Here is a 14,023-nt window from a genome sequence, read left to right on the forward strand (position 1 = left end):
TCGATGCGGAAGGCGACGTTTATCCGCCTTCTCGGCCCTCGTCTCCCGAATCCCCGTTGGAAGGCCCGAAAACCGTGCAAACGACCCAAGAGACCACCTATCTCGAACTCTCCCAAGAGGGCGATGGAGCGCACAAGTTCTATGAGGTCACGGTCGACGGCGCGACGATGACCATCCGGTACGGCCGGATCGGCGACGCCGGGCAGAGCAAGACCAGCACGTTCCCGGATGAGGCAAAAGCGAGAGAGACGGCCGCGAAGAAGATTGGGGAAAAGGTCCGGAAGGGCTACGCCCCCGCCGTACGCGGAGCCCGAAAGAAGCGGGGCATTTCCCGTGGCCAGGCCATGAGCGCCCATGGCGGGTCGGCCCCCGCCCGCCGCGCGGCGACGCGGCGGGCTCCGGTCCTGTGGCGATACGCCTCGGGCTCCGCCGCGTTCGGGATCTTCATCGACGACCGGCTGTGCATGGTGGGCAACGAGGCCGGTCTGATCACGTCACTGACGCATGATGCCCAGGTCGTGCAGCAGGTTCGGCTGCCCGACGGTGTGAAGTGCATCGTCGCCGACGACGCCTGGCTCTACGCGGGCTGCGACGACGGCAACGTCTATGACCTGTCCGGAAAGGTGCCCAGGCTGGCTTACCAGATCTCCCCGGACATCGACATCTACTGGCTCGACATCCACGACGGCATCCTCGGCGTGTCCGACGCCCGCGGTGGCGTCGTCGCGATCGACCACGAGGACGAGTTCCTGTGGCGCCGGCAGGGCCGCGGGACGCAGGGCTGGATGGTGCGTTGTGACGCCGCCGCCGTTCACCACGGTCACAGCGGCGGCGTCACCAGCTACGACTGGCGTACCGGCAAGGAGCTGTGGCACCAGTCCACCGGGCCGGTGCTCTTCGGCTGGCAGGAGCGGTCGACGGTCTACGCGGGGACCACGACCCGGACGGTGGTGCGGCTGCGCAAGGACGGCGGCCGGGAGCGGACCTACGACTGCGACGCACCGGTCTTCTCCTGCGCGACCGCGGAGGACGGCCGGTACGTCTTCGCCGGGGACGGCCACGGATCGATCTACTGCTTCGACGAGACGGGCACCCGGCTGTGGAAGCTCGGCACCGGCTGCGGCGCCGCCTACTCCATGCAGTACCACGACAAGCGTCTGTACATCGTGACCACGGACGGCTCGCTGGCCTGCATCGATGCGAGCGAGGAGGCCATCAGGGCGGCGGAGCAGGGCTCGGTCCCCGACGTCGTCGACGTCAAGGCGCCGGCCGCGGTCGAGACGGTCACCCCGTCGGCCACCGTCGACGTCGTCCATGACAGCAGCGGCGGCATCGTCGTGGAGTGCTTCGAAGAGCACGGCCATCTTCGAGTCCGCGTGGTCTCTCCCGGCTTCGACCAGAGCTGGCGGGTTCAGTTCCCGAAGGGGATCCGCGAGCGCGGCGCCCGTTACGTCGTCAGCGAGGTACGCGAGTCCGGCCGCGGCGGTTTCTACCGCGCCTACGGCGACATCCACCGCCTCGCCTGACGACGCCCGGTCGACGAGCGGGGTGATCCGGTCGACGGCGAGCCGGGAATCCCGCTCACCCGCGGCCCGTACACCCCGCGCGGCGGCGAGGCCGTCGGGGTTCGAGGTCAGATCCGGTCGTCGCGCTCCGGATCACCGGCATCGCCACGACGCAGGATCGCCGGGCGCCGCGCCCACCGGCTGCCCGTCTGCGTCGACTTCTTGAGCATCAGATCCGTATGGTCCCGGATCTCCTTGAGATGGCGGCGGTCGTCGTCGGTGAGGTCCAGCGGCCGCTCCATCCCCTGGTCGGCCACCGTGGCAATGAGATTGATGCGGAACATCGCCTCGAACAGGCTGGATCGCCTGACCTCACGGTGGAAATCGGCGGCGACCTCCTGTCCGAACTCTCCCCCCACGACCCGGTCGGCCAACGCCATCGCCCAGTCGTACGCGACCTCGCGCGGTGTGCCGAACGTGATCAGGCCGTCGTACAGCCTTCCGACGACCTGGAGCGCGCTCGTCCCCGACGCGATCGCCTGCGTGCGTGCGAGACCGTCCAAGACCCATTCGAACGGCTGCCCGTGGTGAAACGCGGCGATGCAGCGGCCGACGACGGTCTCGACCTCGTCCCCGAGCCGTGCCGGGGGATAGAGGGGCGGCGCCGCGGAGCCGTGGGGCCGCACCGGGGGCGGCTCCATGAACTTCGTACGGGGCACGGTCTCCGGCGGATATTGCCGGCGCATCCGGTCGAGCCAGTCGCGGGCGTCCGGATCGGAGGTCAGGTCGGGCGCCTCCGAGAGGCTGGTGACGAGAGCCTGAATGAGCTGGGCGGCGTCCTGGGGAGCAGCGCGCTCGGTCAGCCGTTCGGTCAGGGACAGGACGTCATCGGCCCGGCCACTGTGGATCTGCCATCGCATCCCCCGCAGGTACGTGCTCATCCCGGAGAGCAGGTGGGCCCGGTTGCCGGGGTTCCAGACCTCGATCTCCCAGTGGTTCACGAAGCCGTCGGCGTAGTGGGCCCAGTCCCTGGTGGCCACGTTCATCATCGCGTTCGGGAGTGCCGCGGTGGCCAGACGGAGCACGTCGAGGGCCCCTCGCATGGCGGGGTCATCCGGATTGAGATCACCCAGACGTTCGGCCCAGTAGCTCTGTTCGTCCGGTCTTAGGGGACCCCGGGTGTTCAGCCATTCGATGAAGGGCTGCAGGACCAGGTGCAGCCGGCGCCTGTGGCACGCCGCGCCCAGTAGTGCGCGGACGCAGTTGCGGCCGTACCCGGCCAGTATCTCGATGTCGCCACGGCTTGGGGCTCGCGGAGAGCGGGCCAGCACCATGTGAAAGGGGTGCGTCAACTCGGGCTTGACGGGCGTCAGCCAGTCCAGCCCGGAGCGCAGATGCGGAGCCCGGCCCTCGGCGAGCCGGGCGATCAACTCACAGACGGCTGCCGGGTTCTGCGAGAGAGCGACCAGGCTCTGGCCGTACTCACTGGTCTGCCCGGTGGCGATGACCTCCTCGTAGAGCATCTCGGCGAGGCCGTACAGGCCACCCTCCAGATCCTCGCGGCGGGCGGGCGACAGGATCAGGCCGGCCAGGAACCTGTCGGTGCACGCGAGACGCTCGGCCCAGACCAGGTAGTGCCGTACCCGCCGGCTGCTCGGCGCCCACAGCAGCCGCTTGGCGGTATCGATCAGACTGTCGACCAGCAGCGCCGGATCGCCCTTCGCGATGATCGGCAGCCAGTGTTCGATCCGCGGAAAGTCCTCGTGCTCGCCCAGGCCGATGAGATAGCCCAGGGCCTTGCGGCGGTCGTCCGGCTCCAGGTCGATGATCTGGCCGCTGTCCAGCAGCTCGCGTACTTCGGCGGGATCACCGTCGTCCGCCCGGATGCGCTCGATCACGAGACGTGGCCGTTCGAGCCGTTCCAGTGCCTGTACGGCGTGCGTCGAATCCTCGAACCGTCTGGGCTCGATCTCGGCCGCCAGCCGGCCGATGATCCATGACGGCTCCCGGCCGCCGGTCAGCAGCGCGTCGAGCCGCTCGAGGTAGGCGAACGCGGCCGCCTCATCGTGCGGTACGTGGCCCGAGCCTCGCCAGATGACCGGCTGAGTCTCGTCCCGTGCCCGTCTGGCGAACGACAGCCTGATGCGGTGCCGCGTGGCGCTGTTGGTCCACGTGGAGGCCGTGAACCTGGTGCGGTAGCCGTACGGCAGCAGCGAGATCACCGCGTCCAGGAACCGCAGCCGTTCGAGCAGCTTCGTCTGCTCGGCCCGTACGACGCAGACCGCGCGGCGAGGGATCAGCAGCAGGGCCGCCGTCTCGCGTACGGTCTGCTCGCCGAGCGCCGCGATGTCCGCGGCGAGCCGTCCGGGGTCGAGTTCCGGCACCTGAACGCGGATCGGCTGAGAGCCGTGGTCGCGCGGTGACAGGTCCTTCAGCGCCTCGTACAGCTCGACATAGGACACCGGGTGCGCGCTGAGCTGCCGGTACGGCACGCAGAAGTACCTGGTCTCGGCGATGTCCCGGCCCACGCCGTCCTTGTCCCCGGTCCACGTCTGTATCGCCAGCCCGAGGTGGGCGTCGTCATTCGCGCCGACCCAGCTGAGCGTGACCCGGGGCAGCGCCTCCGGCGAGTCGGGAGTGCCAGGGGTGAACCGCGCGATGATCTCCTTGAACTGAGCGGGCTGGTAGCGCCCACGGCTGGCGGCCGTGACCGAATAGTCGTCCCGCTCTCCGGGCGGCTTCCCCCAGAGCGCCCACTCCGCTTCGATCCACGCCATCGTTTCTCTCGCCCGCTCAGTAGGTCGTGGGGCCGGCGAGCTGCTGGCCCAGCCACAGCAACGGCTCCAGCACGTTGATCGGGTAAACGGCGCCCCGGATCTTGTGGCCGCCGTGTCCGTCGGGCACCACGTTCTGATAGTCGGCGGCTCTAAAACGGACCGCCTTTCCCAGGTAGAAGCCGACCGAGGAAGTCGCGAAGTAGCGGACCCGGCTGTCGTGGAAGTAGCGCTTGATGCTCTTGCGTACCAGGGCGGCGCTGCCGGTCGGCGACACCTTGCACAGGTCCTCGAAGAGATCCTCGGCGTTGTCCTCGTGCACCCGGGGGAACATGTGGTCGTCATCGACGTCGACGGTCAGATAGCCCCGCCGGTTGGCGGTCTCGTAGACGCGCGGCTCGTCGAACTTGGTGATGCAGACCGCCAGATGATGCGGCAGATGGGGACCGTCGAAGCGGCGATCCTGCAACGCCCGCCGGGCGATCTGCGCCAGCGTGCCCTGGAAGTACTTGTACGCGTCGCCCTTCTCCTTCTCCCGGACCGGGTCGTAGAGATAGACGATGCCGTCACAGGCCGCCAGGTTGTCGATCAGCCGCTCGGTGTCCGACCGGGACTCGTCACCGCTCTCGTCCTCGTCAAAGCCGAGATCCTTGAGCGTCGCCGCGTCGTCGTCGGTCCTGGCCTCGCTCTTGAAGTTGTCGCCCGGCGCGTCGAGGAGGTCGACGTGGAACTGCAGCGGCACCTTCACGATCTCCTTGCGCCAGCGCCCGCCCGTACGGACCTCGCTCTCCGACATCATCACCCAGCTCAGCTCGGCCATGCTCTCGGTGGCGCGGGGAAAGCGGCGCCGATCGGTGAGTGCCGAGGTGCTCTCGGTCAGGAACGCGACGGAATCGTCGTTCACCCCGACGAGTGCCCAGTCCTGCCGGCTCTGGGTCACGGCCACGTTGAGCGCGGCGAGAAAGGAGGTCTTCCCGCTGCCGGGTGCGCCCCACAGCCCGATACGTCGCATCACCCGCTGCGGGCCCGGCCGGCCTGGGGGCGTCTCGCGGAGGGTCACCATCGCCTCATTCCTGGTCATCCTGGTCGAGCAGTGGGAAGGGAAGTCTCTGGACGCGTGGCACGAGCACGCCGATGTCCACGCCGAGCCGACGGGGTTCGGCCTCGGGCAGCTCGTGCAGCGCCTTGGCGCCCAGCCGGAGCCACGTCGACCGGTCCTGCGTGTTCAGCCGGTCGACAACGGCGATGCGGGAGACGTCGGTGTTCCGCTCCAGCATGCGGAGCAGCTTGCTCCAGTCACGGCCGTACGGGCAGGGCAGCACGCTGTTCTCGTTGGCCCTCGGCGGGTGCGGCGGGCGACCGCCGACGGTCATCAGCACGGTCTTTCGCTCCCCGGCCGTGGGCACGATGCGGCCGACGGCCTCGAAGAGCATGTCCTCGACCGGCGCTGCCTCGTGATATTCCGACTCGACCGCGCGTAGCCGCGTCAACGTGGTGAGCGCCTCTGCGGCGGGGGCCAGCCACGCTCCGTGGACCACTCGGCGGTCATCCAGCCGCGAGTCGAGCGCGTGGTCGCCGTAGCCGAGGATCGCGATCCGGAGCAGGTCGGGCTCTGGGCACTCCTCATCCAGGAGCTTGATCAGCTCACGGATCAGGCGGAGCCGGGCGTCCACCGCCTCGCGGCCACCGCCCAATTCCACCCCGCAGACCAGGTCCACGGCTGCCACGGACGGCTCGAGCCGCTGGGGGATCAGGCTCAGCAGCTCCGACCATCGCCGTTCGTCCGGTGCCACGCCCGCAGGTTCGACGAACCGGACGCGTGCCGGCCCGTCCAGCACCGCGCGCAGCCGATACGTCCCCGGGCGCAGCTTGACCGACTCGGTGGACAGCAGCCGCGGATCGCCGTCATGCCAGGTGACGGTGGCGAGCACGGTGCCGTTCTCGTCGGACGAGACGCAGCGCACCGGCAGGACGGTCTCGTCGCCGGGCCGCGCGCCCACCGCGAAGAGCTGGCGGGACTGCAACATCACCTCGCGGCTCGTCGGATGCACCGCGGCGACCACGAGTTCGTACGGCTGGTGCAGTACGGAGTCCTCGACCAGCCGCCCCAGCAGCGGGCCCAATGACATCGACGAGCCCCGCACCGACGACGCCGGCTCGTGCCGGCGCGCCAGGAACGCCACCGCCCACTCGGGCAGAGTCCAGCCGGACACCGTTGAGACGATCACGACAGGCCGGCCCACCTGGATGAGCGCGGCGAGTGCGCGTTCCAGCGTGGCCCACAGCTGCTCGTGCTCGAACGCCGCGATGCCGCCGGCGAGCTGGAAGGACCGTACGACCGGGTCCGGGGAGAGCATCGGCAGCAGGTCTTTCCAGTCGGCCAGGTCGCGCGCCGGCATGACCTCGAGCCATCCCAGTGGCCCGACACCCACCTGCGTGGTGCCGACGCCCTTGTCGGTCACCTCGATGACGGTCAGCCGGTCGGAGCCGTTCAGCGTGGCCACCGCCTGGTGGAGGATCTCGGCCGGCACACCCTCCGGAGCGACGTCGGGACGCGCGGCGCGTACGGCCCGTTCCCATTCGTCGCGGTCCGGAATGCCGCCGCGGATACACGGCATCCGCCGCCCACTCTCGTCCGGGAAGACCCGTGCGGCCGCGATGGCGTCGAAGGCGCGACGTGCCGCCTCAAGCTCGCCCTCCCCGCCGGTACCCGGAGGACGACGGGCCCACCCGCAGGCACGGCAGATCGGTTCGCCGTCCCACGGTCGCCCACAGACCGGACACCCCGGACGGCTTGGTCCCCCCTCGGAACCCGCACCACCGCCGGCTGGATCGCTTGGGCCACCGGCCGAAGCCGCAGGGGTGGAGTCATCTTCGGGGTCTACTCCACACCAGGCAAGAGGTCTATTTTCGGGCATTTCGGACAACGATCCTCAGGTTGGCCTTGATCATTGAATCCGTTTCGGACGTGCCGACGTCGAATGTGAGGGAGTCCATCCTGGGGCGATCATACGGATATGATCATACAGACAAGTGTGTCTTTCTGCACAGATGACGCACAAACCGCGAGGTAGCCTCATGGACTCGACCGGATGCAGCCCGGTCATCGGGAGAGCCATCCGCCCCTACCCCGAACGACACTCGGCATATGCGACGGGTGTTGGGCATGGTCTTCGCGTCCATGGCCTCGCCCATCAGAGAGAGTGCACGTGAGACGTTTTCTGATCTGGCTTTCCGGGGCCCGCCCCGAGGTCTTGGCCCGCTGCCCCACCGACTACGGAAAATACGAAGGCATCGGCAGTGCCGTGCTCATCACATCGGTGATGGCCGGCATCTCAATGACCTTCGCACTCAACACCGCACTCATGGTCGCACTGCCCATCGCGATCGGCTTCGGTCTGGCGTGGAGTCTGGCGATCATGAGACTCGACCGGTGGCTCGTGACTTCTATTCAGCGACGCGAAAGCGCGTGGAAGAATTTCATTCCAGCCCTTCCGCGACTCGTGCTCGCGCTGTTGTTCGGGTTGGTCATCTCCACGCCGCTGGTCCTCCAGATATTCAAGCCGGAGATCGATGTACAGATCGTCCAGATCCAGGAGAACCAGGCCAACGCCTTCAACAAGGATCAAGTCAACGGCGCCGTCGGAAAAGAGATCACTGCGCTTCAGGGGCAGGCGCAGCGGCTGCAGCATGTCATCTCCTCGGGCGGTGATGATCCGATCGACCCGGCCTCCGATCCAAAGGTCGTCGGGCTCACCAAGCAGCGCGATGCTCAGGCGAAGACGGCCAACGCGCAGTTCAAGGACTGGCAGTGCCAGCTCTATGGCCCGTGCAAACCGGTCGGTGACGGCCCGTTGGCCAAGGCCAAGGAGACGAGCTATCGGCGGGCGCAGAGCGACCTGGACGACCTCAATAACCAGATCGAGGCCCGCAAGCGCGAGCTCACCGCCACCGACAGCAACGGCAGGCAGGCACGGGTCGCCTATGCGCGCTCGGCGCTCCCGGGCGTACAGCGGCAGCTCCAGACCCTCCAGCAGCAACAGCAGGCCCGTCAGCGGGCGTACGACGCGAGCAACAAAGCGTCCAAGGGGCTGCTCATCAGGCTCCAGGCACTCGATCAGGTCGCCAAGAAGAACGGCACGCTGCGTTCCGCGCAGATACTGCTGTTCCTGTTCATCACGGCGATCGAATGTCTGCCCGTCATCGTCAAGCTCCTGCACACCTTCGGCCCGCCGAACAGCTACGAGAAGATCCTGGCGCTGGAGGAAGACGTCCTGGTAAGGGTGGCCACTGAAAAGCTCAAGAAAGTGCACCTTCAGGAGCTGTCCGGCGACGTGGACGGGGACGACGTCAGCCGGATCTGGGACAGCGGGCCACGATCGGGCACCGTCGAAATGCCGAGCGAATCGCCCTCCGTGAGCGAACCTCTCGACCACGCACAGGTACGGCCCATACCGCGGCCGCCGGACACCTGGGAGCACCGAAAGCTGTGGAGCATACGCGACACGCCGATCCGAGGTGACGACTCATCGTTCGTCCCGGCGCGTCCCACCACGCCGGACGAGACCGTGCCCGAGACCGGTGAGCTCTTCCCCGACGACCCGGACTTCCCGGGCGACGAGCGCGCCGGATGAGAGGCCGCCCCGGAAAGGTGATCGCCGGGCGCTATCGGCTCACTTCCAAGCTCGGCCAGGGTGGGATGGGCGGCGTCTGGCTCGCCCACGACGAGATCCTCGACCGCCGCGTAGCGCTGAAGGAGATCGTTCTTCCGCACGGCGGTGGCGCCGAGGAACGCGACCAACTGAGAGTCAGAGCCTGGCGCGAGGCGGTGGCAGCCGCCCGCCTCCAGCACGGCGGCATCGTACGGATCTACGACGTCCTCAAAGAGAATGGGGACCCGTGGATCGTGATGGAGTACGTCGCGGGACACTCTCTCGCCGATCTGATCCAGAAATCGCCCGAGTCGCTCACCGAGCGCTACATCGCCGAGATAGGTCTGCGCGTACTGGACGCACTGCGTGTCGCCCACGCCGAGGGCGTGCTGCACCGCGACGTCAAGCCCGCCAACATCCTCATCGGCCGTACGCCGGACGAGGTGATGCTGGCGGACTTCGGGATCGCGACCATCGAGGGCCACAGCCCCATCACCCGTGAGGGCTCCGTGATCGGCACGGTCGCGTACATGGCCCCGGAACGCATCATGGCGAGCGGCAAGGTCGGCCCCGCCTCCGATATGTGGTCATTGGGCGCAACGCTCTACACGGCAGTGCAGGGACACTCGCCGTACCACCGCGACAAGGACATCGCGATCATGCTCGCGATAACCTCCGAGTCTGAGGCCCCGGCGCCCCTGACCGGCGCACACCGCCTCCGCCCGGTGATCGAAGGCCTCCTCAGGAAGAAGTCCAACGCACGGATGGCTGCGGACGAGGTAGCGCAGCTACTAGGCCGAATCGTCGCCGAGAGCACGTCGGTCTACATCTGCGGCCTACCGCCCCGCCCCGAACCGCCGAAACCGGACCCCGGCCGTCCGGACCCGGGCCACCAGAGGCCCGAGCCGGGACTCAGCGCGCCCGAGCAGCCGATCCGGCCGGGAGGCCCAGCGCCGGCCGAACCCGACGGCCGGAGCGCTCCCTTGTCGCCCTTCGCCGTCATGGCAGCCGGGGAACCGACACGAGCCGTCATGATCATGGCCAGGATGGGCCCGCGCGCCGCCGGCGGCGTCCTGGACGACATGGCGTCCGAAACCACGGCCGCCGCCCGCATGATGAGCGCGATGTCCACCGAAGACGCCGCAGGCGTACTGGATCACGCACAGCCCAGGACCGCCGCGGCCGTACTGCTGGCGCTACCGTCGACCCGAGCCGCCGAGATCCTGTCCCGGATGGCGCACAAACCCGCCGGAGCCGTGGTCGGAGCGATGTCCGCCCGCATCCGCCCCACCGCCGCTGTCATCCGAGCGATGCCCAAAGCCGAGGCCGGCCGGGTGTTCAACAACGTGCCGCCAAGAGTCGCGTCGAGCGTGCTCCTCCAGTTGAAGCCCCGACCGGCCGCGGCGGTGCTCGCACACATGGCCGTAAGGCCGGCGGGAGCCATAGTCGAAACAATGTCCGCGAAGGTCCCGGCAGCGGCAGCAGTGGTCCGCGCGATGCCCATCGAACAGGCTCGGGGCGTCCTGACCCACACTCCGCCCAGAATGGTCGCCTCAATCCTGTCGGTCGTGGAGGCCTCCTGGGCCACCCAGGTCCTGGCCGAAATGGACCAACCAGTCTCCGTGCAGGTCATCCGCCACCTGAACGAAACCCCGAGCACCGGGAAATGACAATTCGGTGTCCCGCCGGCTGTGTTCGTCAGACGGCCGTACGGCCACCGTCCACGGGCAGGACCGCGCCTTGGACGTAACTCGCCGCGTCGCTCACCAGGTAGGCGATCGCCTCGGCGATTTCCCCTGGTGCGGCCGGGCGGCCGACCGGGGCCTGCGCCGCAAGGGCATCGAGATCGTCGCCCATGCCGGCGGTGGTCTCGGTACGGGTAGGGCCAGGTTCGACCGCGTTGACCCGGACCCCCTGTGGGCCGAACTCGGCGGCCCACGCCTTGGTGAGCAGGTTCAGCGCCGCCTTGCTCGACCCGTACAGCGCCATGCCCGCGACACCGTACTCGGCGACCATGGTGCTGACATTCACGATCGCCCCCTGACCGCGCTCGGCCATCGCCGGGGCGAGGGCCGCCACCAGGTGGAACGGGGCCTTCACGTTCAGGTCGTAGACGGCGTCCACATCGCTCCGCGACGTCTGCTGCGTCGGGCCGAACGGGTAGACGCCCGCGTTGTTGACCAGGATGTCCACCCGTCCGCCGCCCAGGTCGACGGCCTCCCGCGCGAGCTGCCGCACCGACTCCGCGTCGCGCAGATCGGCGGCGACGAAGTCGGCCCTGCCGCCCCGGTCACGGATGGCGGCGACCACGGTCTCGCCACGGGCCTGGTCCCGGCCCGCGACCAGCACGTGCGCGCCTCGCTCGGCGAGCAGCGCCGCGGTGGCGGCGCCAATGCCGCTGGTCGCCCCGGTCACCAGGGCTACGCGTCCGGCCAGATCAAAAGAACCCATGAGATCGTCCTTCACATTCGGAAATTGAGGCGCTCCAGCGAGGACCTGGATGCCGGTCACACCGTGTGATGGTCACCGCGCTGAAGTCGGCCCCCATGAGCCGTGATTGGTTACGCCGTGTACAAGAGCCCAGTGCGCCGGCTGCTTCCCACTGGATCGTTCGCGTACCCGTTGGCCGCTATAAGGCGCCGTTAGACCCGTGGGCGCCCTCGGCAAGTCCAAGCGGCGAGACCGCTTCAACGGTCGCCGGCGCCGGACCCGAATAACCCCTGGCAAGCGAGGCTGGAACGGACGCAAGCCACGCGTATGGCCGTGTGGCGCCGCGCTGACCAGGCGTGATTCGATCGGCGTGTGGACATGCGGGAGATGCGGGCGTTCGTCGCGGTTGCCGAAGAGGGTAGTTTGTCCGCGGCCGCGCGCCGGCTGCATCTGAGCCAGCCGGCGCTGTCCCAGACGGTCAGCGCCCTGGAACGGGAGCTCGGGGTGGAGTTGCTCGTGCGCAGTTCCACCGGAGTGCAGGCCACTGAGGCCGGCCTGACTCTGCTGAACGAGGCCCGTGCCGTCCTGGCCCGCCACGACCAGGCGCTGGCCGCTCTCGCCCGGCACACCGCGACCGGCGGCGGCGTACTGCGCATCGGCATCCCGCTGGAGCTGCCGCCCGACCTGCTCACCCGGCCCCTCGCCGATCTGGCAGAGGCCTATCCGGCCACCCGGGTACGGGCCTACCATCTGTCCACCGCCGCGCAACTGGCCGCCTTGCGCGCTGACGAACTCGACGTCGGCCTGGTGCGCGAGCATCCCATCGGCCCGGACCTGGACGCTGTCCAGGTCGTTGAGGAACGGCTCGGCGTGCTGATATCAACCGATCACGCCGCGAAGATCGCCGGCTCTGACGGCATCCGCTTGGACGCGCTCGCCGGATTGGACTGGGTGAGGTTCCCCCGCTCGGGCAGCCCTGCCTGGTACGACGAGCTCACCGCGATCCTGCGCGGTCATGGCCTTGACATGGGGCCGCCCGCGCCGGAGGGGCAGGCGCTGATCGCGCCGGTCAAACTCGCCGCCGTCGCCGCCGGGAACGCCTTCGCCTTGGCGCCGCCGGACTGGCCCCGGCCGGTCCCCGACGGCATCACCTGGTCCCCGCTGGTCGGCCATCCGCTCGTCCGGCGTACCTGGGTCGCCTGGAAGACCGAGTCCCGTCGCCGTGACCTGGGCCACCTCATTGTCGCCCTCGACCCGTCGAGCTCCGCATAAGAACCCGGCGCAGCGCTACGCCGGAGCCCTCGTCGTCACTGCGGCCGAGCTGCGGGCTCGGCTCCACGGTGCGGTCGGGAACCACAGGTAGTTCAGCCGGCCGAGTATCCGCACGTCCCAGTAGAGGATGGTGAACACGCCCGCCACGAGGAGCGAGCACGCCGTCAGCACGGCGGCTGACGACTCACGTCCTGACGGCGGAGGAGTCCGTGCCGCAAGCGTCCCCCTTGGGACTTGTCCGGACGGATTGTCCAGATTCGGCAGTCTCAGAGTACCGCTCGATCGAGAATTCCCTGCTTATCTCGGCGTACTTGATATGGGATTCCGCATTCTGGGAGAAGCGGCGCCGTGCCGTGTCCGGATCGAACGCGCGGCCTACCGCGAGTAGTCATCCAACGTTCCCCAGATTTCTTTGTCGGTCGATCAAGTTTTCCTTGACCCGCGCCACATGCCATGGCACGATTTGTTGGTCTCGCGATAAAGAAAGCCGATCAAAGGAGGACTTGCCTGCAAGTCCGCATCGGCGAGCAGGTGCAGGACCGGGACGACTGTCAGGCTGTCCGCTCACCACCGCGAGCCTGAGCCCGGCGCCGTGACCCCGCCGATCACTCAGACAACAGGAGTAGCAACATGACCATCGAAGGCAAGACCGTGTTGGTGACCGGGGCCAACCGCGGCATCGGGCGGGCGCTGGCCGCCGAGGCCCTGGCCAGGGGCGCCGAGCAGGTTTATGCCGGCACCCGCCAGCCCCTGACTCACCCCGACGAGCGGGTCACCCCCGTGACGCTGGATGTCACCGACACCGCACAGGTCCAGGCAGCCGCCGACCAGGTCGGATCGCTGGACATCCTGATCAACAACGCCGGCATCATGCTGCCCGACCTCCCGTTCGACCCCGCCGTGCTCGAACGCCACCTGGCCGTCAACTTCTATGGCGCCAATGCCGTGACCCAGGCATTACTGCCTGCGCTGATCCGCTCCCGCGGGGCCGTCATCAACATTCTGTCGGTGATCGCGCTCGCTCCCTTGCCGCCCTTCCCGTCTTACTCGATCTCAAAGGCGGCCGCGTTCTCCCTGACTCAGACACTGCGCGCACTCCACGCCGGGCAGGGGGTCAGATTTCACGCGGTCCTGGCCGGCCCCATAGACACCGATATGGTACGCGAACTCGAGGTACCCAAGGCCTCCCCCGAATCTGCCGCACGGGCCATCTTCGACGCGGTGGAAAAGGGCGAGGAGGACATTTTCCCCGATCCCGCGTCAGCGCCTCTGGCGGAAATCTGGAACGGCGGAGCGGACAAGATCCTCGAGCGCCAGTTTGCACAACTCGTGCAAGGAGGGCCCCCCGCGCCATAAGCAACCTGTGCAGGTCAGGCCCGAGTTGTCAGGT

The 14,023-nt window shown here is 68.3% G+C and carries 10 protein-coding genes; 5 read left to right on the forward strand and 5 right to left on the reverse strand.

Annotation, left to right across the window (positions count from 1 at the left end; genetic code table 11):
- Positions 1-74 precede the first annotated feature (74 nt).
- Entirely contained in the window at positions 75-1,526 is a 1,452-nt protein-coding gene (locus ABEA24_RS01285) for a WGR domain-containing protein (RefSeq protein WP_345428454.1), read from the forward strand.
- 107 nt (positions 1,527-1,633) lie between these two features.
- On the opposite strand, the gene ABEA24_RS01290 is transcribed toward ABEA24_RS01285, so the two are convergent.
- Genes ABEA24_RS01290 through ABEA24_RS01300 form a run of 3 tightly spaced genes read right to left on the reverse strand, consistent with a single transcriptional unit; the run spans position 1,634 to position 6,897 of the window.
- On the reverse strand, positions 1,634-4,282 hold the full coding sequence (locus ABEA24_RS01290; RefSeq protein ID WP_345428456.1) for a hypothetical protein: 2,649 nt from the start codon (positions 4,280-4,282) through the stop codon (positions 1,634-1,636).
- A gap of 16 nt (positions 4,283-4,298) precedes the next feature.
- Entirely contained in the window at positions 4,299-5,360 is a 1,062-nt protein-coding gene (locus ABEA24_RS01295; RefSeq protein ID WP_345428457.1) for a hypothetical protein, read from the reverse strand.
- Positions 5,347-6,897: a hypothetical protein gene (locus tag ABEA24_RS01300; protein ID WP_345428459.1), complete on the reverse strand. Its 1,551-nt coding sequence runs from the start codon at positions 6,895-6,897 to the stop codon at positions 5,347-5,349. Before ABEA24_RS01300 ends, ABEA24_RS01295 begins: the two co-directional genes overlap by 14 nt.
- Positions 6,898-7,371: 474 nt before the next feature.
- Here ABEA24_RS01300 and ABEA24_RS01305 point away from each other — a divergent pair, with 474 nt between their 5' ends.
- Both ABEA24_RS01305 and ABEA24_RS01310 read left to right on the forward strand, forming a co-directional pair.
- Entirely contained in the window at positions 7,372-8,913 is a 1,542-nt protein-coding gene (locus ABEA24_RS01305; protein WP_345428460.1) for a DUF4407 domain-containing protein, read from the forward strand.
- Positions 8,910-10,601, forward strand: a complete 1,692-nt coding sequence (locus ABEA24_RS01310; RefSeq protein WP_345428462.1) for a protein kinase domain-containing protein — start codon at positions 8,910-8,912, stop codon at positions 10,599-10,601. Before ABEA24_RS01305 ends, ABEA24_RS01310 begins: the two co-directional genes overlap by 4 nt.
- Before the next feature lie 28 nt (positions 10,602-10,629).
- Here the strand turns inward: ABEA24_RS01310 and ABEA24_RS01315 are convergent, their stop codons facing one another.
- Positions 10,630-11,382, reverse strand: a complete 753-nt coding sequence (locus ABEA24_RS01315) for an SDR family NAD(P)-dependent oxidoreductase (RefSeq protein ID WP_345428464.1) — start codon at positions 11,380-11,382, stop codon at positions 10,630-10,632.
- Between the two features lie 357 nt (positions 11,383-11,739).
- Here ABEA24_RS01315 and ABEA24_RS01320 point away from each other — a divergent pair, with 357 nt between their 5' ends.
- A complete protein-coding gene (locus tag ABEA24_RS01320; protein ID WP_345429599.1) occupies positions 11,740-12,633 on the forward strand; it encodes a LysR family transcriptional regulator in 894 nt (297 codons plus the stop codon).
- Between the two features lie 15 nt (positions 12,634-12,648).
- Here the strand turns inward: ABEA24_RS01320 and ABEA24_RS01325 are convergent, their stop codons facing one another.
- Complete coding sequence (locus tag ABEA24_RS01325) at positions 12,649-12,771, reverse strand: hypothetical protein (protein WP_345428465.1); 123 nt, start codon at positions 12,769-12,771, stop codon at positions 12,649-12,651.
- Between the two features lie 492 nt (positions 12,772-13,263).
- Between ABEA24_RS01325 and ABEA24_RS01330 the strand changes: the two genes are divergently transcribed.
- The gene (locus tag ABEA24_RS01330) at positions 13,264-13,989 is read left to right on the forward strand and encodes an SDR family NAD(P)-dependent oxidoreductase (protein ID WP_345428466.1); all 726 of its coding nucleotides are present in this window, start codon (positions 13,264-13,266) and stop codon (positions 13,987-13,989) included.
- The last annotated feature ends 34 nt before the right edge of the window (positions 13,990-14,023 follow it).

Origin of the sequence: Actinoallomurus vinaceus (assembly GCF_039542055.1) — a bacterium.
Taxonomy (GTDB): domain Bacteria; phylum Actinomycetota; class Actinomycetes; order Streptosporangiales; family Streptosporangiaceae; genus Actinoallomurus; species Actinoallomurus vinaceus.

What these genes read in the sequence shown, in the direction of transcription:
- ABEA24_RS01310 (WP_345428462.1), top strand. Translation starts at nt 8,910, where the DNA reads ATGAGAGGCCGCCCCGGAAAGGTGATCGCCGGGCGCTATCGGCTCACT.
- ABEA24_RS01320 (WP_345429599.1), top strand. Translation starts at nt 11,740, where the DNA reads ATGCGGGAGATGCGGGCGTTCGTCGCGGTTGCCGAAGAGGGTAGTTTG.
- ABEA24_RS01290 (WP_345428456.1), bottom strand. Translation starts at nt 4,282, where the DNA reads ATGGCGTGGATCGAAGCGGAGTGGGCGCTCTGGGGGAAGCCGCCCGGA.
- ABEA24_RS01300 (WP_345428459.1), bottom strand. Translation starts at nt 6,897, where the DNA reads ATGCCGTGTATCCGCGGCGGCATTCCGGACCGCGACGAATGGGAACGG.
- ABEA24_RS01295 (WP_345428457.1), bottom strand. Translation starts at nt 5,360, where the DNA reads ATGACCAGGAATGAGGCGATGGTGACCCTCCGCGAGACGCCCCCAGGC.
- ABEA24_RS01315 (WP_345428464.1), bottom strand. Translation starts at nt 11,382, where the DNA reads ATGGGTTCTTTTGATCTGGCCGGACGCGTAGCCCTGGTGACCGGGGCG.
- ABEA24_RS01305 (WP_345428460.1), top strand. Translation starts at nt 7,372, where the DNA reads ATGCAGCCCGGTCATCGGGAGAGCCATCCGCCCCTACCCCGAACGACA.
- ABEA24_RS01330 (WP_345428466.1), top strand. Translation starts at nt 13,264, where the DNA reads ATGACCATCGAAGGCAAGACCGTGTTGGTGACCGGGGCCAACCGCGGC.